Source organism: Alphaproteobacteria bacterium (genome assembly GCA_019635875.1).
Taxonomy (GTDB): domain Bacteria; phylum Pseudomonadota; class Alphaproteobacteria; order Reyranellales; family Reyranellaceae; genus JAFAZJ01.
The window spans coordinates 383929-401303 of sequence record JAHBYP010000002.1 but is presented as its reverse complement, the minus strand read 5'-3'; the positions used below and the strand labels follow the sequence as shown (position 1 = coordinate 401303).

General features: G+C 69.4%; 19 protein-coding genes. 12 read left to right on the top strand and 7 right to left on the bottom strand.

Features of this window, described 5'->3' with window-relative positions:
* Window position 1: 1 nt before the first annotated feature.
* Together KF889_08095 and KF889_08090 are read right to left on the bottom strand one after the other, a co-directional pair.
* Window positions 2–871 carry a xanthine dehydrogenase family protein subunit M gene (locus KF889_08095; protein MBX3499388.1) on the bottom strand — a complete coding sequence of 290 codons (870 nt, stop codon included), beginning with the start codon at window positions 869–871 and terminating at the stop codon, window positions 2–4.
* Window positions 872–1036: 165 nt separating this feature from the next.
* Complete coding sequence (locus tag KF889_08090; GenBank protein MBX3499387.1) at window positions 1037–2065, bottom strand: sodium-dependent bicarbonate transport family permease; 1029 nt, start codon at window positions 2063–2065, stop codon at window positions 1037–1039.
* 99 nt (window positions 2066–2164) lie between these two features.
* On the opposite strand from KF889_08090, the gene KF889_08085 reads away from it, so the two are divergent.
* From KF889_08085 to KF889_08070, 4 genes are all read left to right on the top strand, one after another.
* A complete protein-coding gene (locus KF889_08085) occupies window positions 2165–3034 on the top strand; it encodes a LysR family transcriptional regulator (GenBank protein ID MBX3499386.1) in 870 nt (289 codons plus the stop codon).
* Window positions 3035–3126: 92 nt separating this feature from the next.
* Window positions 3127–4800 (top strand): amidohydrolase family protein, encoded by a 1674-nt coding sequence (locus KF889_08080; protein ID MBX3499385.1) that lies wholly within the window; start codon window positions 3127–3129, stop codon window positions 4798–4800.
* Window positions 4801–4952: 152 nt separating this feature from the next.
* Window positions 4953–6113 carry a phytanoyl-CoA dioxygenase family protein gene (locus tag KF889_08075; GenBank protein ID MBX3499384.1) on the top strand — a complete coding sequence of 387 codons (1161 nt, stop codon included), beginning with the start codon at window positions 4953–4955 and terminating at the stop codon, window positions 6111–6113.
* Window positions 6114–6220: 107 nt separating this feature from the next.
* Window positions 6221–6598, top strand: coding sequence for a DUF559 domain-containing protein (locus KF889_08070; GenBank protein ID MBX3499383.1), 378 nt, complete (start codon window positions 6221–6223; stop codon window positions 6596–6598).
* Window positions 6599–6685: 87 nt separating this feature from the next.
* On the opposite strand, the gene KF889_08065 is transcribed toward KF889_08070, so the two are convergent.
* The gene (locus KF889_08065) at window positions 6686–7033 is read right to left on the bottom strand and encodes a hypothetical protein (GenBank protein MBX3499382.1); all 348 of its coding nucleotides are present in this window, start codon (window positions 7031–7033) and stop codon (window positions 6686–6688) included.
* A 74-nt stretch (window positions 7034–7107) separates the two neighbouring features.
* Here KF889_08065 and KF889_08060 point away from each other — a divergent pair, with 74 nt between their 5' ends.
* Window positions 7108–8265, top strand: coding sequence for an acyl-CoA dehydrogenase family protein (locus KF889_08060; GenBank protein ID MBX3499381.1), 1158 nt, complete (start codon window positions 7108–7110; stop codon window positions 8263–8265).
* 220 nt (window positions 8266–8485) lie between these two features.
* Here the strand turns inward: KF889_08060 and KF889_08055 are convergent, their stop codons facing one another.
* Entirely contained in the window at window positions 8486–8836 is a 351-nt protein-coding gene (locus KF889_08055) for a TfoX/Sxy family protein (protein MBX3499380.1), read from the bottom strand.
* 152 nt (window positions 8837–8988) lie between these two features.
* Between KF889_08055 and KF889_08050 the strand changes: the two genes are divergently transcribed.
* Entirely contained in the window at window positions 8989–9936 is a 948-nt protein-coding gene (locus KF889_08050) for an ABC transporter substrate-binding protein (GenBank protein ID MBX3499379.1), read from the top strand.
* Window positions 9937–10227: 291 nt separating this feature from the next.
* On the opposite strand, the gene KF889_08045 is transcribed toward KF889_08050, so the two are convergent.
* From KF889_08045 to KF889_08035, 3 genes are all read right to left on the bottom strand, one after another.
* The gene (locus KF889_08045) at window positions 10228–10533 is read right to left on the bottom strand and encodes a hypothetical protein (GenBank protein MBX3499378.1); all 306 of its coding nucleotides are present in this window, start codon (window positions 10531–10533) and stop codon (window positions 10228–10230) included.
* Window positions 10530–11417: a fatty acid desaturase gene (locus KF889_08040; GenBank protein ID MBX3499377.1), complete on the bottom strand. Its 888-nt coding sequence runs from the start codon at window positions 11415–11417 to the stop codon at window positions 10530–10532. The genes KF889_08045 and KF889_08040 overlap by 4 nt, the downstream gene beginning before the upstream one ends.
* A 119-nt stretch (window positions 11418–11536) precedes the next feature.
* The gene (locus KF889_08035; GenBank protein MBX3499376.1) at window positions 11537–11722 is read right to left on the bottom strand and encodes a DUF1918 domain-containing protein; all 186 of its coding nucleotides are present in this window, start codon (window positions 11720–11722) and stop codon (window positions 11537–11539) included.
* Window positions 11723–12176: 454 nt separating this feature from the next.
* Here KF889_08035 and KF889_08030 point away from each other — a divergent pair, with 454 nt between their 5' ends.
* From KF889_08030 to KF889_08005, 6 genes are all read left to right on the top strand, one after another.
* Window positions 12177–12869: a hypothetical protein gene (locus KF889_08030; protein MBX3499375.1), complete on the top strand. Its 693-nt coding sequence runs from the start codon at window positions 12177–12179 to the stop codon at window positions 12867–12869.
* A 75-nt stretch (window positions 12870–12944) separates the two neighbouring features.
* Complete coding sequence (locus tag KF889_08025; protein ID MBX3499374.1) at window positions 12945–13622, top strand: hypothetical protein; 678 nt, start codon at window positions 12945–12947, stop codon at window positions 13620–13622.
* 195 nt (window positions 13623–13817) lie between these two features.
* Window positions 13818–15257, top strand: coding sequence for an AAA family ATPase (locus KF889_08020; GenBank protein MBX3499373.1), 1440 nt, complete (start codon window positions 13818–13820; stop codon window positions 15255–15257).
* Window positions 15250–15867 (top strand): HNH endonuclease, encoded by a 618-nt coding sequence (locus KF889_08015; GenBank protein ID MBX3499372.1) that lies wholly within the window; start codon window positions 15250–15252, stop codon window positions 15865–15867. Before KF889_08020 ends, KF889_08015 begins: the two co-directional genes overlap by 8 nt.
* A gap of 100 nt (window positions 15868–15967) precedes the next feature.
* A complete protein-coding gene (locus tag KF889_08010) occupies window positions 15968–16258 on the top strand; it encodes a DUF1330 domain-containing protein (protein MBX3499371.1) in 291 nt (96 codons plus the stop codon).
* 73 nt (window positions 16259–16331) lie between these two features.
* Entirely contained in the window at window positions 16332–16895 is a 564-nt protein-coding gene (locus KF889_08005) for a hypothetical protein (protein MBX3499370.1), read from the top strand.
* Window positions 16896–17375: the final 480 nt, after the last annotated feature.

The following is a 17375-nucleotide window of genomic DNA, read 5'->3' as shown; positions in this document are numbered from 1 at the left end:
ATCAATTTCCCTTCGCGCGCTCGATGGCGATCGCGGTGCTGCGCTTGAGCAGCACGCCGGCGATCTTGGTGCGGTATTCGATGGTGCCGCGCTTGTCGTTGATCGGCTTGCAGGCCGCGCGGCAGGCGGCCGCCGCCTTCTCCAGCGCCGCCTCGTCGAGCGACGAGCCGATGAGTGCCTTGGCCGCATCCTCGACCAGCAGCACGGTGGGCGCCACGGCGCCCAGGCCGACACGCGCCGCCGTGCACTTGCCGCCGGCGATGGTGAGGCTGACGCCGACGCCGACCACTGCGATGTCCATCTCGGTGCGCGGGATCAGGCGCAGATAGGCGTCGCTCGAGCCCTTGGGCCGCGCCGGCAGGGTGAAGCTGACCAGGATCTCGCCGGGCGCCAGCGTGGTGCGGCCGGGGCCGGCATGCAGCTTCTCGACCGGGATCTCGCGCCGTCCGTTGGGGCCGTGGATGGAGAGCACGGCGCCCGCGGCGACCAGCGCCGGGCCGCTGTCGGCCGCCGGCGAGGCGTTGCACAGATTGCCGCCGGCCGAGGCGCGGCCCTGGATCTGCTTCGAGCCGATCAGGTTGATGGCCTCGACCACGCCCGGCCAGGCCGCCTTCAGCGCCTTGTGCTCGCCGAGGATCGCGCCGCTGACCGCCGCACCGATGCGGAAGGAGCCGCCGCCCAGGTCCTTGATGTCCATCATCTCGTCGATCTTCTTGATGTCGACGATCACGCCGGGCTTCTGCATGCCCGAGCGCATCTGCACCAGAAGATCCGTGCCGCCGGCCAGGATGCGCCCCGTGCCGTTGGCCGCCAGCATGGCCTTGGACGCCTCGTCCAGCGTACTGGGCGCGCTATACCTTACGTCGTTCATCGTTCGGTCCCGCTTGGAAATTGCTGGGCCCTCTCCCTAGGGACCCAAACCCACAGGACTATAGTGGCGACTCGTTTGGCGCGTGTAAAACATTGATGCGGGCCCGACCCGGCCGATTCGCGACCATCTTCCCGCCCGGAATCGCATGGCACCGCTGCAGCGATGTCAGCCGTAGAGCCACGCCGCCATCGCGCTGTAAAGAGGCAGGCCGGCGACGATGTTGAAGGGGAAGGTGATCGCCAGCGAGCACGTCAGATAGTACCCGGGATTGGCATCCGGCAGCGCCAGGCGCACGGCGGCGGGCGCCGCGATGTAGGACGCGCTCGCCGCCAGCGTAGCCAGGATCACCGCGCCGCCTTGCGAGAGGCCGGCGAGATGCGCGATCGCGACACCCAGCGCCGCGTGCAGGACGGGCATGGCGACGGCGAAGGCGGCAAGCTTCACGCCGACTTGCCGGAAATCGCCGAGCTTGCTCGCCGCCAGCTGGCCCAGCGCGAGCAGGAAGAGGCAGAGCGCGCCGGGAAAGAGATCGACGAAGAAGGGCTTGGCCTTCGCCATGCCGGCCGGCCCGGCGAGCGCGCCGATGAGCAGGCCCCCGGCCAGCAGCAGGATGCTCTTCGACGACAGGGTTTCGGCCAGCACCCTCGACAGTCCGCTCGCCCCGGCCGGGCCTGGCGATCCCGTCAGGACGCCCGCGCCGCCGCCCGCCGCGATCACGCGCGGCGCGAGAGTGGCGACGCCGGCGAGGACGATCGCGACGACGATGGCGGGTACTTCCATGATCGCCAGCAACGCCGCCGCATAGCCCTCGTAGGCCATGCCCTGACGATCGAGCAGGGCCGTCACGGCGGCGAAAGTGACGGCGGAGACCGAACCGTAATGCGCCGCCATCGCCGCTGCGTCGGCTATCGGGAGCCCGAGGACGCGGCGGAGCAGGGCGTAGCACCACAGGGGAATCGCGAAGCCCAGCGCCAGCGCGCCCGCGACCGGCGCCGCCAGATCGCCGACCGGCCGCCCCGACAGCTCGACCCCGCCCTTCAGGCCGATCGCCAGCATCAGGTACATCGACAGCATCGAGACGGCGGTGTCCGGGAGGCGCAGATCGGAGCGCACGAGCACGGCGAAGGCACCCAGCGCGAAGCAGAGAACGGCAGGGGACAGGAGGTTCGTGGCGGCGAGTTCGAGGAGCGTCATGCAGGGCTTTCAAAGGGTTGAGCCGTATATGCGAGTTGATATAGATTAGGAAAATAAATATTGTTTGTATTAGTCATCAAGTATCACAATGATGACCGCATGCGCCCCGCTCTGGACCACGATCTGCTGCGCACGTTCATCGCCGCCGCCGATGCCGGCAGCCTGACGCGCGCCGGCGAACGGCTGCGGCTGAGCCAGCCGACCATCAGCCTGCAGATCAAGCGCCTGGAGGAGGCGCTCGGCTGCCGCCTGATCGAGCGCAGCCCCCGCAGCTTCCGGCTGACCGGGGATGGCGAGACTTTGCTCGGCTACGGGCGTCGCATCCTCGCGCTCGCCGAAGAGGCGGTCGGCCGACTCACCGAGCCCAACGTGGCCGGCCGGGTGCGCCTGGGCACGCCCGAGGATTTCGCCACCACCCACCTGCCGGGCGTGCTGGCGGCGTTCGTGCGCGCGCATCCCAAGGTTGTCCTGGAAGTGACGACCGATCTCACGCTGCACCTGATCGATCGCTTCCAGGCCGGCGAGTTCGACCTGGTCCTGATCAAGCGCGAGCCCATGGGACCGAGCGCCGGCGTGCGTGTCTGGCGCGAGCCCCTGGTCTGGACCTGCGCCACCGATCAGATCGGGGCCTTCACCGATTCGACGCACGAGTTGCCGCTCGTCGTCTCGCCGCATCCCTGCGTCTATCGTCGGCGTGCGCTGCGGGCGCTCGACGAGGCCGGACGCGTCTGGCGCGTCGCCTACACTTCGACCTCGCTGGCCGGAGCCCAGGCCGCCGTGCGCGCCGGGCTTGGCGTCACCGTGCTGCCCGCCGGCATGGTGCCCGCCGGCTTCAAGGTGCTCGGCCGCAACTCGGGCCTGCCCGCGCTGCCCGACGCGGAGATCGCGCTGATGACGGCAAGCCCGTTGCCCGGTCCGGCGGAACGGCTGGGGCATCACATCGTCGGCTCGCTGGAGCGGGTCGGCTGAGCGATCCCGGCGCAGGAGGTATGCGTGAGCGCGCCGTTGCGGCTCAGCCGATGATGCTACCCTGTCGCCGCGGTTCCTTCAGGGAGGAGACCATGAGCTACGACGTCGTCATCAAGAACGGCACCGTGGTCGACGGCACGGGCGCTCGGCGCTACCAGGCCGATGTCGCCATCGCCGACGGCAAGGTCGCGGAGATCGGCAAGGTCACGGAAGGCGCCAAGCGCACCATCGACGCGCACGGGCTGGTGGTGACGCCGGGCTTCGTCGATCCGCACACGCATTACGACGCGCAGATCTGCTGGGACGGCGCGGTGACGCCCTCGTCGTGGCACGGCGTGACGTCTGTCGTGATGGGCAATTGCGGCGTCGGCATCGCGCCGTGCAAGCCGCAAACCCGCGAGATCGCGATGAAGGACCTGGTGAACGTCGAGGGCATTCCCTTCGACGTGCTCAACAAGGGCATCACCTGGGACTGGGAGACGTTCCCTGAGTTCATGGACGCCGCCGCCGCGCGCCAGCCGTCGCTGAACCTCGCCTTCATCGCGCCGCTCACGCCGTTCCGCCACTACGTCATGGGCGAGGCCTCGATGGAGCGCGCCGCCAACGCCGAGGAGACGGCCGAGATCGCCCGGCTGATCGGCGAGGCGGTCGATGCCGGCGCGCTGGGCTTCTCCAGCACGACGCTCAACCAGCACATGGGCTTCGAGGGCAAGCCGCTGGCCTGCCGCAACGCCAGCCGCGAGGAGATGAAGGCCTACGCCAACCAGCTCAAGCGGCGCGGCAAGGGCGCCATCGAGATCGCGCTCACCCGCCAGGTCGGCGTGCTCGAGCAGGACCAGTGCGACCTGCTCGACTTCCTGCTGGAGGAGAGCGGCCGGCCGGTGACCTTCATCGCGCTGTTCGACCGCGACGACATCCCCGAGGCGGTGCGCGACACCCTGCGCCGCTGCGCGCCGCAGGTGGCGAAGGGCGCCCGTCCGCAGACCTCGCCGCTGCCGCTGACGCGCGAGGTCGACATGAAGAACCCCTTCGCCTTCGCCGCCTTCCCGGCGTGGAAGCGGGTCTTCGCCGACATGTCGCCACAGGCGCACAAGACGGTCTACGCCGATCCCGCGTTCCGCAACGAGTTCCGCGAGAACCTCAAGAACCCGACGGGCTTCAGCAACTGGGGCCGCATCGGCGTCTACGCGGTGAAGAACCCGGCGCTGAAGTCGCTCGAAGGCAAGTCGGTGGCTGAGATCGCGCAGGAGCAGGGCAAGGACGGCGTCGATGCCTTCCTCGACCTGGTGCTGGCCGACAATCTCGAATGCGAGCTGACCATGGCCTCGTGGAACACGCGCGAGGACCGCATGCGCGAGCTGCTCAACAACAACGCGATCCTGATGGCGCTGGGCGACGGCGGCGCGCATGTCGACATGCTGTGCGACGCCGGCTACCCGACCTACCTGCTGGGCACCTGGGTGCGCGAGAAGCAGGCGATCACGCTCGAGGAGGGCGTGCGCAAGCTGACCTCCGACCCGGCCGATCTGTTCGGCCTGAAGGATCGCGGCCGGCTGGCCAAGGGCGCGCCGGCGGACGTGGCGATCTTTGATGCCGGGCGCATCGGCTCGACCAACCACGGCGAGCGCCGCTACGACCTGCCCGGCGGCGCCAAGCGCATCGTCATGCCGTCGAAAGGCGTCGAGTACACCATCGTCAACGGCGCCGTGACCTGGGAGCAGGGCACGCTGCACGAGGCGAAGGCCGGCAAGGTGCTGCGCGGCTGATCTTACCTTCCCCCGGAGGGGGAAGGTGGCGCGAAGCGCCGGATGGGGGATGTCGAAGACGGACACCGACTCTGTTGAGGCATCCCCCTTCCGCCCTTCGGGCACCTTCCCCCTCCGGGGGAAGGTAGGGCGTTGGTGATGGAGAGCTTTCAATGGCGATGACCGGGACCGCGCCGCTGACCGCCGCCGAGCATGCCCGCGCGATGGCCGTCTACAGTCGCGCCGGCGAGGCACGGGCGCGGGCGCTGGGCAACCGGGGGCCGATCCGCTTCGGCACCGACGGCAGGCTCGTGCCGGAGATTCTGGAGTCGTACTGGACGCACGGCTTCTACGTCTTCGAGGGCGTGGTCGGTGCCGAGGAGCTGGCCGAATTGCGCGAAGCCGTCGATGGCGTGCTGGCGCGGGCGCCCGTCGCGCCGGGCGCGGCGCTCGATCGCTTCGGCCGGCCGGCCCTGGGCGAGGGCATCATCAAGCCGCCCTACAAGATCGCACGGCCGCTCAGCGATCCCGTCGGCGGCACCGACAAGAACAACGGCCGCCATCCGGTGCAGATGCAGCAGCCCGAGCCGGGCCAGGACGATCCCGAATGGGTGGTCGAGCTGCTCGACGGCAATCTGCACCTGATAGACGAGTGCCTGCGGCTCTACGGCCATCCCGGCCTGCTGGGCGTCGCCGCCTCGATCCTCGGCGACGATTTCGTGCCCTACAACGAGGTGACGTTCGTGAAGGAGCCGGGGCTCGGGCCGTCGGTCGCCTGGCACCAGGACGGCACGACGCACTGGAACGCGCCCGACTGGGATGAGGGCGCGCACGGCTTCAACTTCATGACCCAGCTCTATCCCAGCACCGCCGGCAACGGCGTGTGGGTGCTGCCGGGCAGCCACAAGCTCGGCAAGGCCGACATCCGCCGCAAGGTCGCCGAGGCCGGCTCCGAGCGCATCGAGGGCGCGGTGCCGATGCTGTGCGACGCGGGCGACACGATCGTCACCAACCGCCAGCTGCTGCACGGCTCCTTCGCCAACTCCTCGCCCGATCGGCGCATCACGCTCAACGCCGGCTTCTTCCCGCGCAAGCGCGTGCTGAATGTCACCGCGCGCCGCCTGCACGGCGCGATGGAAACCTACGACCAGGCGCGCATCGACGAACGCTGCCGCATCATCCTGCTGGCCATTGATGCGCGCCGGCAGCGCTTCCCGCATGAGCAGGCCTATGTCTACAAGCCGCTCGCCGGCCGCGAGGACGCTAACCGCTTCAACGAGACCACGCGCCGCACGCTGCTGCTCAACTACAATCAGCGCGACATGTTCATCTGACCTCCCTCTCCCCGCATGCGGGGAGAGGGTTGGGGTGAGGGGCTGTTCGAGGTGACGTACAACCGTCGGTTCATGGAAGAGAACTGCGACTCGCGTATCATGCCGGCATGCGCATCCTCCGCGGCGCCTATTTGGCACGAACTACGCGTTCACGACGGCTATGCCGCGACTCCACCGATGCCGAGCGCATTCTTTGGGCGGCGTTGCGCGGCCGACAACTCGATGGCCTGAAATTTGTGCGGCGGGAGCCGATCGGCCCATACTTCGCCGACTTCGTCTGCCGCGACGCCAAGCTGGTCGTCGAACTCGACGGCGGACAGCACGCCGACAGCGCGTATGATGAACGGCGCGACGCGGCGATCAGCGAGGCCGGCTATCGCATTCTGCGGCTATGGAACAACGAGGTTCTGGGCAACGTCGAAGGCGCGCTCATGACGATCGCTCGTGCGGCCCGGTCAGCCGGCGAGAGGGGTGGTGAGGGTTGAGCAAGGTTGCGCACGGCGATCGTGCGCCACTGGATACAGCCCCTCACCCCGACCCTCTCCCCGCAGGCGGGGAGAGGGAGTGAAGAGTCACACCGCCTTGCGCACCACGTGGCTGCGGTTGAACGTGTGCGGGCGGATCTCGGCGGCCCAGCGGCCTTTTTCCGACGCCTCGCCCCATGCCTTGCTCACCAGGATGTCCGGGCTGTCGAGCTCGTAGAGCGCGGTGTAGCGCGCCATGCCGGCGCCATCGATCGGCTTGATCTCGCCGGCGATGACGAAGGCGGCCGGCTCGGTCTTCCAGCGCGTGACGCCGTGCACGCCGGGCACGGCTTTGATGAAAGCGACATGCTCGTCGTAGATCTCGTTGAACAGCGCCTCCTTCTCCGGCGCGACATCCATGCTGACGATGAACAGGTACTTTGCTGCGATGGGCATGGCCTCTTGCCTCCTCCCGCTGTCTTATGGTCGCGCCATCCTACAGCATGGGCGGCAGGAGCAGGGGAGAGCCGATGAAGACCGCCGAGGCGCGCGCCCGCGACCTGCAGCCATTGCTCGACGCGCACGGCGCGGAGATGGATCGCCGCCGCGAGCTGACACCGGAGGTGGTCGAGGCGCTGTTCGCCGCCGACATGCTGCGCCTGCTGCTGCCGAAATCCCTCGGCGGCCAGGAGATCCACCTGCTCGACTACTGCAAGGCCTGCGAGCAACTGGCCTGGGCGGACGCGAGCGTCGCCTGGTTCGTCAACCAGTCCAACGTCTCCTCGGCGACCTCGGCGGCGGCGATGTCGCGCGAGGCGGCGATGACCGCCTTCGGCAGCGCGCGCGAGGGCCTGGCCTGGGGCGCGCGGCACAACATGAGCAAGGCGATCCGCGTCGAGGGCGGCTATCGCCTGAGCGGCACCTGGAGCTTCGCCAGCGGCGGACGCCACACCAACTATCTCGGCGCGCACAGCGCGGTGCAGAACCCCGACGGCACGCCGCGCATGCTCTACGGCAGGCCCGACGATCGCAGCTTCGTCTTCAGGCGCAGCGATGCGCAGATCACCGACGACTGGTACGTGCTGGGCCTGCGCGGCACCGGCTCGGACACCTACACGGTGAGCGACCTCTTCGTGCCCGACGGCTGGGCGCCGGCGCGCGAGGCGCTGGAGGAGCGCCGCGAGAGCGGGCCGCTCTACACCATCATGTCGACCCTGCTCTACGCCACCGGCTTCTGCGCCGTCACCCTGGGCGTCGGGCGGCGCATGCTGGAAACCTATATCGAGCTGGCGCGCGGCAAGCAGAGCCGCGCCGCTACCAGCATCATGGCGCGCAACGACGCCATCCAGCGCGAGATCGCCAATCTCGAAGCCAAGCTCTCCGCCGCGCGCGCCTTCCTGCACGAGGCGCTGGTGCAGGCCTACGACGCGGCGGCTTCGGGCACGCTCGACACCGACCGGCGCGTCCGCCTGCGGCTCGCGACCACCTGGGGCATGAACGCCGCCACCGACGTGTCGATCGCCTCCTACCGCGCCGCCGGCACCACGGCGATCCTCGACGCCCAGCCCTTCGAGCGCCGCTTCCGCGACGCCATGAGCGCCAGCCAGCATTTGCAGGCCCTGCCGCCCCACCTCGAGATGGTCGGCCGCCACCTGCTGGGCACCGAGAACAAGCTGCAGCATCTGTAAGCATTGGGCGGTCGATCGGACCCACCTGTCATCCTCGGGGCCGTCCGCGGCCCTGGAGCGCAGCGAGGGATCCAGGGACGGGCTCCTCGCTCCGATATCTTCCCCCGGAGGGGGAAGGTGGCGCGCAGCGCCGGATGGGGGATGCCTCAACGAAACCGATGTCCGTCTTCGACATCCCCCTTCCGCCCTTCGGGCACCTTCCCCCTCCGGGGGAAGGGACTCATTTCTTCCGCCGCTTCGTCGCCGCGCGGCGGGCCGCGGCGAGCGCGGCGCGCGCCCAGTCGATGAGCTCGTCGGGCTCGTCGATCAGCCGCTCGGGCACGCGCCAGAAGGCCAGCTCGATCAGCCTGCCGCCCTTGGCGTAGTTCAGCGGCGGCGACGACGCGGCCTCGGCGAACAGCGCGCGGTTCTGCGCATTGACGCGGACATAGAACGTGTCGTCGCTGACGACGCCCAGCATCACCCCGTCGCAGAACACGCCGGTCTTGCCGAACATGCGGCGCATCGAGACGCGGCCCAGCGTCTCGAGCTGCTCCTTGAGGAATTCGGCGAAGCCGGCGCTGGCGACCATGCCGGCATTCTCCGCCAGCGGCGCGGCCGTTGACAACGCCGCGGACCGTCAGCAGCGTCGCTGCCGGTGCCGTTCGGGCCGCGCCGCTCCAGCGGCGCTCATGATGCGTCGCTGGAGCGACGCGGCCCGAACGCAGGAGCGGGGGAGATCGGATGAGGCGTCGTGTCCTGCTTCTCGCATCGCTGGCGGCGCTGCCTTCGTCGCCGCGGGCGCAGGGCGGCAAGTTGCCGAGCATCGGCTTCCTGTTCCCCGGCAACGCCGAGCCGCTGCTCGGGCGCATGCGCAACGAGCTGCGCAAGCTGGGCCATGTCGAGGGCCGCACCGTCGCCTTCGAGGTGCGCGCCGCCGCGGGCCAGGCGGAGCGCCTGCCGGCGCTGGCCGCCGAGCTGGTGCGCCTGCCGGTCGACGTCATCGTGGCGACGCAGACGCCGTCGGTCTTCGCCGCGCGCGCGGCCACGACCACGATCCCGATCGTCATGGCCTCGGGCGACCCGGTGCGCACCGGCCTGGTCACCTCGCTGTCGCGTCCCGGCGGCAACATCACCGGCATGGCGGGGGCCACGCCCGAGCTCAGCGCCAAGCTGCTCTCCCTGGTGCGCGAGGCGGTGCCCGGCGCGAGCCGCATCGGCGTGCTGGCCAACGACGGCGATCCGTTCACGGTGCATTTCCTGGAGCTGCTCGAGAACGCGGCGCGCCAGACCGGCGTGACCCTGCATGTCGAGCGCGCCAGGGCGTCCGACGACTACGAAGCCGCCTTCGCCGCCTTCGAGCGCGAAGGCGTGCGGGCGCTGATCGTGCAACCCAGCATGCGCCGCCGCCACGCCGTCGCCCTGGCCAATGCGCGGCGGATCGCGACCGCCTCGCCGTGGGAGCTCTTCGCCGGGGAGGGCGGGCTGCTGGCCTACGCCGCCAGCCGGCAGGAAATCGAGCGCCGGCTGGCGCAGTTCGCCGACCGCATCCTCAAGGGCGCCAGGCCGGCCGACCTGCCGGTCGAGCTGCCGACCGAGTACGTGCTGGTCGTCAACCTCAAGGCGGCCCGCGCGCTGGGCGTCGAGATCCCGCTGTCGGTCCTCGTGCGCGCCGACGAAGTGATCGAGTGAGGCCATGCCTTCCCCCCAAGGGCGCGCTAGCGCGCCCGGAGGCGGGGAAGGGCGATCGCATGTGATCTGGCGGATGTCTTGGGGCCGCGCCGCTCCAGCGGCGCTCATGATGCGTCGCTGGAGCGACGCGGCCCGAACGGCGGCGAAGTCCGGCTGCTGAATTCTCTTCCCCCGGAGGGGGAAGCTGCCCGAAGGGCGGAAGGGGGATGTCGAAGACGGATACCTGATGTGTTGAGGCATCCCCCATCCGGCGCTGCGCGCCACCTTCCCCCTCCGGGGGAAGGTAAGACCTCAGCGGCCCCAGGCGCCGGCTTGCGGCAGGTCGCCGCCGAAATCGGCGTGGGCGACGGGGCTGGCCGGCGGCAGCTTGCGCGCGGTGAAGCGTACCGTGAGCTCGCGCCCGTCCTCCGTGCGCAGGCGCAGATGGCGCAGGCCGAAGGCGCGTGCCAGATCGTCCGGCGCCATGCGCAGCTCGCCCGAGGCGGCGATCTCGCCGGGCTTCAGCAGGTAGCCGTCGATCTCGTAGGCGGCGTCGCCCAGCGTGCCCTCGGGCGAGACGAGCGTGCCGCTGCCGCGAAGCGCGCCGAGGTACTTCATTTCCGCCTGCGCGCCGCGGCGAAGCCCACCATGCGGCCGCCTTCCTCGTCCCACAGCCAGCAGCCGCTGGAGCGCAGCGCCGCGCCCAGCCCGAGCGTCGGCACCCGCCGCAGCGCCGGGCTGGCGTCGTGGCAGTCGGCCAGCCGGTAGTTGGGGATGCGCGCGTTGAGATGATGGACGTGGTGATAGCCGATATTGCCGGTGAACCAGCGCAGCAGGCCGGGCAGGCGCAGAAAGGACGAGCCGCGCAGCGAGGCCGCCTGCGCGCTCCAGGTGTCGCGGCGGAACCACTGGGTGCCCTCGAAGCGGTGCTGCACCGAGAACAGCCAGACGCCGATGATCGCCGCGACGACCATGATCGGCAGCTGCACCAGCGCGACATTGGCGAAGCCCAGGGTCAGGCCCATCGTCGTGAACAGCGCGAGCAGCGCCAGGTTGGTGAAGTGCACCGACAGGCGCTCGCGCCGCCACGAGGCGGGCGTGTCGAACGGCACGCGGTAGAGCGCGACGAAGACCAGCGGCGGCAGCAGCACCAGGGCGATCAGCGGATGGCGCAGCAGCCGGTAGCCCAGGCGGCGCAGCGGCTTGAGCGCGCGGTACTCGGCGATCGTCAGGCAGGTCGAGTAGATGTCGGCGCCGCTCTCGCGGCGATCGAGGTTGTTCCAGTTGGCGTGGTGCAGCGCGTGCTGGCGCCGCCAGCTGGCGTAGGGCGTGAGCGTCACCAGCCCGCACAGCCGGCCGGTCCAGTCGTTGAGCCCCCTCGAGCGGAACAGCGCGCCGTGGCCGCAATCGTGCTGCAGGATGAAGATGCGCACGACGAAACCGGCGGCGGGCAGCGCCAGCGCCAAGGTCAGCCAGGTCGAGATGTCGGCCAGGACGTACATCAGCGCGCACAGGCCGATGAAGCAGGCGAACGAGACGGCGATCTGTCCGGCGCTGCGGCCGTGATGCGGTGCCTGGTGGGCGCGCAGCGTGCGGCGGATCGAATCGGCGTCGGCGGCGCTCAACTGAGGTCGGACTCCTTGACCATGCGTTCGTGGCCGTCGTCGACGAAGCGCACGCGGTACTGGTTGTGGTCGCCCTCCGGCGGCATCAGGCGGACGACCTGGTAGCGGCCGGGGGGCACCGCCGAGACGATGCGCGAGGCGATGCGCACATAGTCGCCGACCTTGAACTTGTGTGCCTTCATGGCTCGCTCCACCGATCCGAGGCGTCCGAAAGCGGGCGGACGCGTCCCGTGCCGCCGCGGCCCCTGCCGCGTCGGCCTCCCGGGCACTCGACGCCAGGCGATCGTCGTTCAGAAGATGAAGGTCGTCGATCCGGTGTCAGGCACAGCCGCCACGGGCACTACCGGGCAGCTCCAGCGCGATCACGGGCCTTCGTGCGTGTTCGTGTGGGACGGCGGGTGACGTTGCGGCGGCTCTGATCCGCGCGCAACGGCGTGAAGCCCGTCGCCGTGCTGTAGAAATAGGCCCCGGCGGGGACAATTACAATGGCGGTGCCGTTCGGGCCACTGCTGTCATCCCGAGCAAAGCGAGGGATCTACGGCCGACCTGGATCCCTCGCTGCGCTACAGGGGCCGCGGACGGCCCCGAGGATGACGGCGGGGTGTCACCCGCGACCGGCAGGCGATAGCATCGGGCATGAGCGACGATGCCGGGCCGTGGAGCCTGTGGGACTTCGCCCGCCGCCATGCCGGCGCGCCGATCGGGCGCAAGGCGGCGGGCTATCTGTGGCGCTTCGACGTGGCCGCCGTCACCCTCGACGAGGTGGCGCAGCGCCATGTCGCCTATGGCGTCAGGCGCGAGCATCCCGGCGCGCATGTCTATGGCAGCCTCGAGCCGCGGTTCCGCGAGGCCTGCGAGCTTTTCGCCGAACGGCTGCGGCTGCTGGCCTATCTGCGGCTCACCGTCGGCCTGCCGCGGCTCGTGAAGCGCGTGCTGATGGCCGGCCATCACGTCGTGACGGCCGAAGGCATCGGGCGGCGGCGCACGCTCTCGCCCGAGGACATCGCCACGCTCGACATCGACTTCGCCCAGGACGCGCTGGTCGGCCCGCGCCTGCGGTTCGATGGCGTGACGGTGGCGGCCAGGGCCGGCGGCGCGCGGGTCGGCGCCGGGCGGCCGGCCGAGTACGACTGGGAGGCGTTCGCGCGCTGGGCTGGAGCCACCGCCTACAACGAGGGCTTCCCCGAGCGGAAGGCCGATTTCGTGCGCAAGGCGCAGGCCTGGTTCATGAAGCAATACGGCAACGAGCCGGCCCAGAGCACCATCCGCGAGCGCATCGACGCGCTCTACGCGGCGCACGGGATTGACCGGAAATCCCGCAAAACCTGATTTCCGGCATTTCCGGCTTACCGGCAGAAATTTCTTTGGCTCACTCCGCCGCGTCCTTTGACGACGAGGTGGCAGATGGCCCGTATCCGAACGATCAAGCCCGAGTTCTTCCGTCACCACGGCCTGTGGACGGCCGAGCGCGAGAGCGGCCTGCCGCTGCGCGTGGCCTTCGCCGGCCTGTGGTGCGCCGCCGACCGCGAGGGCCGCTTCCGCTGGCAGCCGCTGGTACTGAAGCTCGACGTGCTGCCCTTCGACGATGTCGACTTCGCCGCCGTGCTCGAGGCGCTGCTCAAGCACGGCTTCGTGCGCCGCTACGCAGTGGATGGTGCGGCGTACGGCGTCATCCCGAGCTTCGCCAGGCATCAGCTGATCAACAACAGGGAGAAGCCGTCGACGCTGCCGGCACCCGTGGACGACGCGTGCGGCACGCGTGAGGGCAATGCTGAAGCGGAAGGGGAAAGGGAAGGGGAAGGGGAAGGGAACGGCGTTCCGTCGGAGACGGCCGCGGCGGACGCGGCGACGGTGGTTTTCAACCAGGGGCGCCAATGGCTGCAGCGTGCGACCGGCAAGCCCGACGGCCAATGCCGCAGCCTGCTTGGCAAGTGGCGGCGCGACCACGGCGATGCGGCGCTGATCGCCGTGCTGGGCGCCGCGCAGCGCGCCGGTCCGATCGACGCCGTGCAGTGGATCGAGGCCGCCCTGCGCAAGCCACCGCGCGGCCCGACCGCCGCCAGCCCAGGCTTCAACCTGTGACCGACCCCATCGACCTCCTGATCCGCGAGGGCATCCATGTCCGCCAACAACGCGACGGCACGCACCGCACGCTCTGCCCCCGATGCAGCCCACACCGACGACACCGCACCGAGCGCTGCCTCAGCGTCACCATCGAGCGCGACCGGGCCGTCTGGCTCTGCCACCACTGCGGATGGAAGGGCGGGGTACGAGCCTTTGACCGGGCGCCTGCAGGGCCTGCTCGATGGACGGCATCTCGACGTCGCGCTGCTGGCGAGGCTTGGCGTGGGCGCCTGCGCGCGGCTGGGCGCTGACTGGATCGCCATCCCCTATCTCGAGGGCGGCCGGCAGGTGAACACCAAGTACCGCACCCTGGGCGCCGAGAAGCGCTTCAGCCAGGACAAGGGCGGCCGGCAGATCCTGTGGAATGTCGACTGCCTCGCCGATCCGACCTTCGCCGAGGAGCCGCTGATCGTCACCGAGGGCGAGCTCGACGCCGTGGTGGCGCTGCAATGCGGCTTCCCGCGCACCGTCAGCGTGCCCGGCGGCGCGCCGATGGAGGCGCTGGGCGCCGACGACTCGGGTCGCAAATACGCCTATCTCGACGCCGCCGAGGCGCTGCTCAAGGATGTGCGCCAGATCATCCTCGCCGTCGACGGCGACGGGCCGGGCGCCAATCTGCTGGCCGACCTGGCGCTGCGCCTGGGCAAGTCGCGCTGCCGCTGGCTGCGCTATCCGCCCGAGTGCAAGGACCTCAACGACGTGCTGATGCGCCACGACGCGCGCGGCGTACGCGAGGCGCTGCGCGATGCGCCGTGGTACCCGGTGCCCGGCATCCATCGCCTCTCGCAGCTGCCGCCGCCCGACGTCTCGCCGGCGCTGCCGATCGGCGTCGCCGGGCTCGACGAGCACTACCGCGCGCGACGCGGCGATCTGGTGGTGGTGACCGGCATCCCCGGCCACGGCAAGTCGAGCTTCGTCAACGAGGTGTGCTGCCGGCTGGCCTGGCGGCACGGCTGGAACACCTGCTTCGCCAGCTTCGAGCAGCTGCCGCAGCTCGACCACCGCCGCGCGCTCCGCTCGTTCCACGCCGGCATCGCCGAACGCGACATGACCGAGGCGCAGCTCGCCGCCGCCGATGCGTGGATCGAGAAGCGCTTCTCTTTCATGGTGCCCGACGAGGACGAGGACGTCGATCTCGCCTGGGTGCTCGAGCGCGCCGCCGCCGCGGTGCGCCGCTTCGATGCCGACGTGCTGGTGATCGACCCCTGGAACGAGATGGACCACGTGCGTCCGCCCGACATGAACCTCACCGAGTACACCGGCTTCGCCATCAAGCAGTTCAGGAAGTTCGCGCGCAAGCACCGCGTGCACCTGATCGTCGTGGCGCATCCCGCCAAGCTGCAGCGCAGCCGCGAGAGCGGCCGCTACCCGACGCCCAGCCTCTACGACATCTCCGACTCCGCGCATTGGGCCAACAAGCCGGAGCTCGGCATCGTCGTGCACCGCGAGAGCCTGGGGCCCGAGGGCACGACCACGATCAAGGTGGCGAAGGTGCGCTATTGCGGCGTGATCGGCACGCCGGGCGAGGTGAGCGGGCTGCGCTGGAACCGGGAGGCGACACGCTACGAGAGACAGGAGACGAACGATGCTTGAGGTGGTGATCGACGGCGTGAGCCTGCAAAGCCGCTGCGGCCTGCGAAGCGAGATCGACGCCATGGCCCGCGTGCTGGCGGCGCTGCCCCACGACACGCGCCGCCGGCTGGCGACGATCTTCTGCGACTCCAAGGCCTGCGCGTTCTACGACGTCGAGGTGCAGGCGCGGCGCTGGGCCGACGGGCTGGAGCAGCTGCTCGACGACGCGTTCTATCGCCTGCTCGGCGGCCACAACGGCATCGCCATCGTCGAGCGCCAGCCTGCCTGCGACGCGCCGATGCCGCCGCTGCGCTTCGCCGCGACCGGCGCCGGCTTCTACGCCTCGCGCGAATGGCTGACGCTGCGCTACGACACGCTGCGCCGCCACGGCCCGCGCTGCCAGTGCTGCGGCGCCACCGGGCCGGAGGCGATCATCCAGGTCGACCACATCCTGCCGCGCCGCGACCACCCCGAGCTGGCGCTCGACCCGGGCAACCTCCAGGTGCTGTGCCGGCCGTGCAATCTGGGCAAGGGCGCGGACGACACGACCGACTGGCGGCCGCGGATGGCGTGGGTGGAGGGGCGGTGGAGGGGGGATGATGAGGAAGCGCCTTTGGATTCAGCCTGTTGATGCTACCGAACGGTGCCCATTGCGATAGGGCTTGCGGTGACACCGGCGCTTGCGCAGCCTGTTGCGCGCAAATGAAGGCAGCGCGAGGAGTAAAGTCACGATGGCCAAAGCCTATTGGGTCGCCATGTATCGATCGGTCAGCAACCCGGATGCGCTGGCCGCCTATGCCGAGCTCGCCGGCCCGGCGATCACCGCCGCCGGCGGGCGAATCCTGGTGCGGGGAATGCCGACGCACCTCTATGAAGCCGGCCTCCAGCAGCGCACGGTGGTCATCGAGTTCGACAGCGTGCAGCATGCCCAGGCGGCGCATGACAGCCCGGCCTACCAGAAAGCCCTGGCCGCGCTCGGCGGTGGAGCCGAGCGCGACATCCGCATCGTCGAAGGGGTGTAGGCGTCGTCAACGAGGTCTGCAGCCGGCTGGCCTGGCGGCACGGCCAGGCACCGGATTCGCCAGCGTCGAGCAGATGCCGCACTCGACCGCCGCTGCGCGCTGCGCTCCTCTCACGCGGGCACGGCGGGAGCGCGGCGCAGATCGCGGCCGCTCCTTCATGGTGCCGGGCGAGGACGTCGATCTCGCCCGGGTGCTGGAGCGCGCCGCCGCCGCGGTGCGCCGCTTCGACGCCGACGTTCTGGTAATCGACTCGTGGAACGAGATGGACCACGTGCATCCGCCCGACATGAGCCTCGCTGTGCACGATCCTCACCCCCGTCATTCCGAGCGAAGCGAGGAATCTCCTGCCATGGCGCACCAGCACCGCGTCCACCTGATCGTCGTGGCCCATCCCGCCAAGCTGCTGCGCGCGCGCGACAGCGGCCGCTACCCGACGCCCAGCCTCTACGACATCGCCGACTCCGCGCACTGGGCCAACAAGCCCGACATCGGCGTGGTGATCCACCGCGAGAGCCTGGGCCCCGACGGCACGACGACGATCAAGGTCGCGAAGGTGCGGTACTGCGGGGTGATCGACACGCCGGGCGAGGTGACGGGGCTGAAGTGGAACCGCGAGGCGACACGGTACGAGAAATGAGTCCCGGCTAAGCGGAAGCCCTAAGGCCCTAAGGATGCGAAGTTTTTCCACCTCTCATTGTCAATAAGAGTGGACCGCGCCACCCTAAGGTTTGAACAATCAGGAAGCTCCTTCAGAGTTGCTTTTGATGCCTCGTAAAGCGCCTTTGGCATCCATGGGCTCAAAGTGATCTTCTCAATCCACTTCAGATCTATTGGGTGATCTAGAAACTCATTCCGATCTGTTTTGGAGGTATAAACAATCCGATACTCCTTCTCGTCCACGTACGGCTTCCTCTTGAGGAAAGGAAGATCATCTGTTTTAACTTTGCGAGACCCCATCTCCGTGAGCGTAGCATACCGCACACTTCGATGAGTAATGTCAGAATTGGACTTTAGAGAGTTAAGGAGTTTTGTCTTAAGGAATCTAATGCAAACACCATTGGCGCCGTGCGAAAAGACACGCCAATGATGATAGGTCTCGGTGCACTCGGCAAAGCAC

What these genes read in the sequence shown, in the direction of transcription:
- KF889_08095 (MBX3499388.1), bottom strand. Translation starts at nt 871, where the DNA reads ATGAACGACGTAAGGTATAGCGCGCCCAGTACGCTGGACGAGGCGTCC.
- KF889_08090 (MBX3499387.1), bottom strand. Translation starts at nt 2,065, where the DNA reads ATGACGCTCCTCGAACTCGCCGCCACGAACCTCCTGTCCCCTGCCGTT.
- KF889_08085 (MBX3499386.1), top strand. Translation starts at nt 2,165, where the DNA reads ATGCGCCCCGCTCTGGACCACGATCTGCTGCGCACGTTCATCGCCGCC.
- KF889_08080 (MBX3499385.1), top strand. Translation starts at nt 3,127, where the DNA reads ATGAGCTACGACGTCGTCATCAAGAACGGCACCGTGGTCGACGGCACG.
- KF889_08075 (MBX3499384.1), top strand. Translation starts at nt 4,953, where the DNA reads ATGGCGATGACCGGGACCGCGCCGCTGACCGCCGCCGAGCATGCCCGC.
- KF889_08070 (MBX3499383.1), top strand. Translation starts at nt 6,221, where the DNA reads ATGCGCATCCTCCGCGGCGCCTATTTGGCACGAACTACGCGTTCACGA.
- KF889_08065 (MBX3499382.1), bottom strand. Translation starts at nt 7,033, where the DNA reads ATGCCCATCGCAGCAAAGTACCTGTTCATCGTCAGCATGGATGTCGCG.
- KF889_08060 (MBX3499381.1), top strand. Translation starts at nt 7,108, where the DNA reads ATGAAGACCGCCGAGGCGCGCGCCCGCGACCTGCAGCCATTGCTCGAC.
- KF889_08055 (MBX3499380.1), bottom strand. Translation starts at nt 8,836, where the DNA reads ATGGTCGCCAGCGCCGGCTTCGCCGAATTCCTCAAGGAGCAGCTCGAG.
- KF889_08050 (MBX3499379.1), top strand. Translation starts at nt 8,989, where the DNA reads ATGAGGCGTCGTGTCCTGCTTCTCGCATCGCTGGCGGCGCTGCCTTCG.
- KF889_08045 (MBX3499378.1), bottom strand. Translation starts at nt 10,533, where the DNA reads ATGAAGTACCTCGGCGCGCTTCGCGGCAGCGGCACGCTCGTCTCGCCC.
- KF889_08040 (MBX3499377.1), bottom strand. Translation starts at nt 11,417, where the DNA reads ATGTACGTCCTGGCCGACATCTCGACCTGGCTGACCTTGGCGCTGGCG.
- KF889_08035 (MBX3499376.1), bottom strand. Translation starts at nt 11,722, where the DNA reads ATGAAGGCACACAAGTTCAAGGTCGGCGACTATGTGCGCATCGCCTCG.
- KF889_08030 (MBX3499375.1), top strand. Translation starts at nt 12,177, where the DNA reads ATGAGCGACGATGCCGGGCCGTGGAGCCTGTGGGACTTCGCCCGCCGC.
- KF889_08025 (MBX3499374.1), top strand. Translation starts at nt 12,945, where the DNA reads ATGGCCCGTATCCGAACGATCAAGCCCGAGTTCTTCCGTCACCACGGC.
- KF889_08015 (MBX3499372.1), top strand. Translation starts at nt 15,250, where the DNA reads ATGCTTGAGGTGGTGATCGACGGCGTGAGCCTGCAAAGCCGCTGCGGC.
- KF889_08010 (MBX3499371.1), top strand. Translation starts at nt 15,968, where the DNA reads ATGGCCAAAGCCTATTGGGTCGCCATGTATCGATCGGTCAGCAACCCG.
- KF889_08005 (MBX3499370.1), top strand. Translation starts at nt 16,332, where the DNA reads ATGCCGCACTCGACCGCCGCTGCGCGCTGCGCTCCTCTCACGCGGGCA.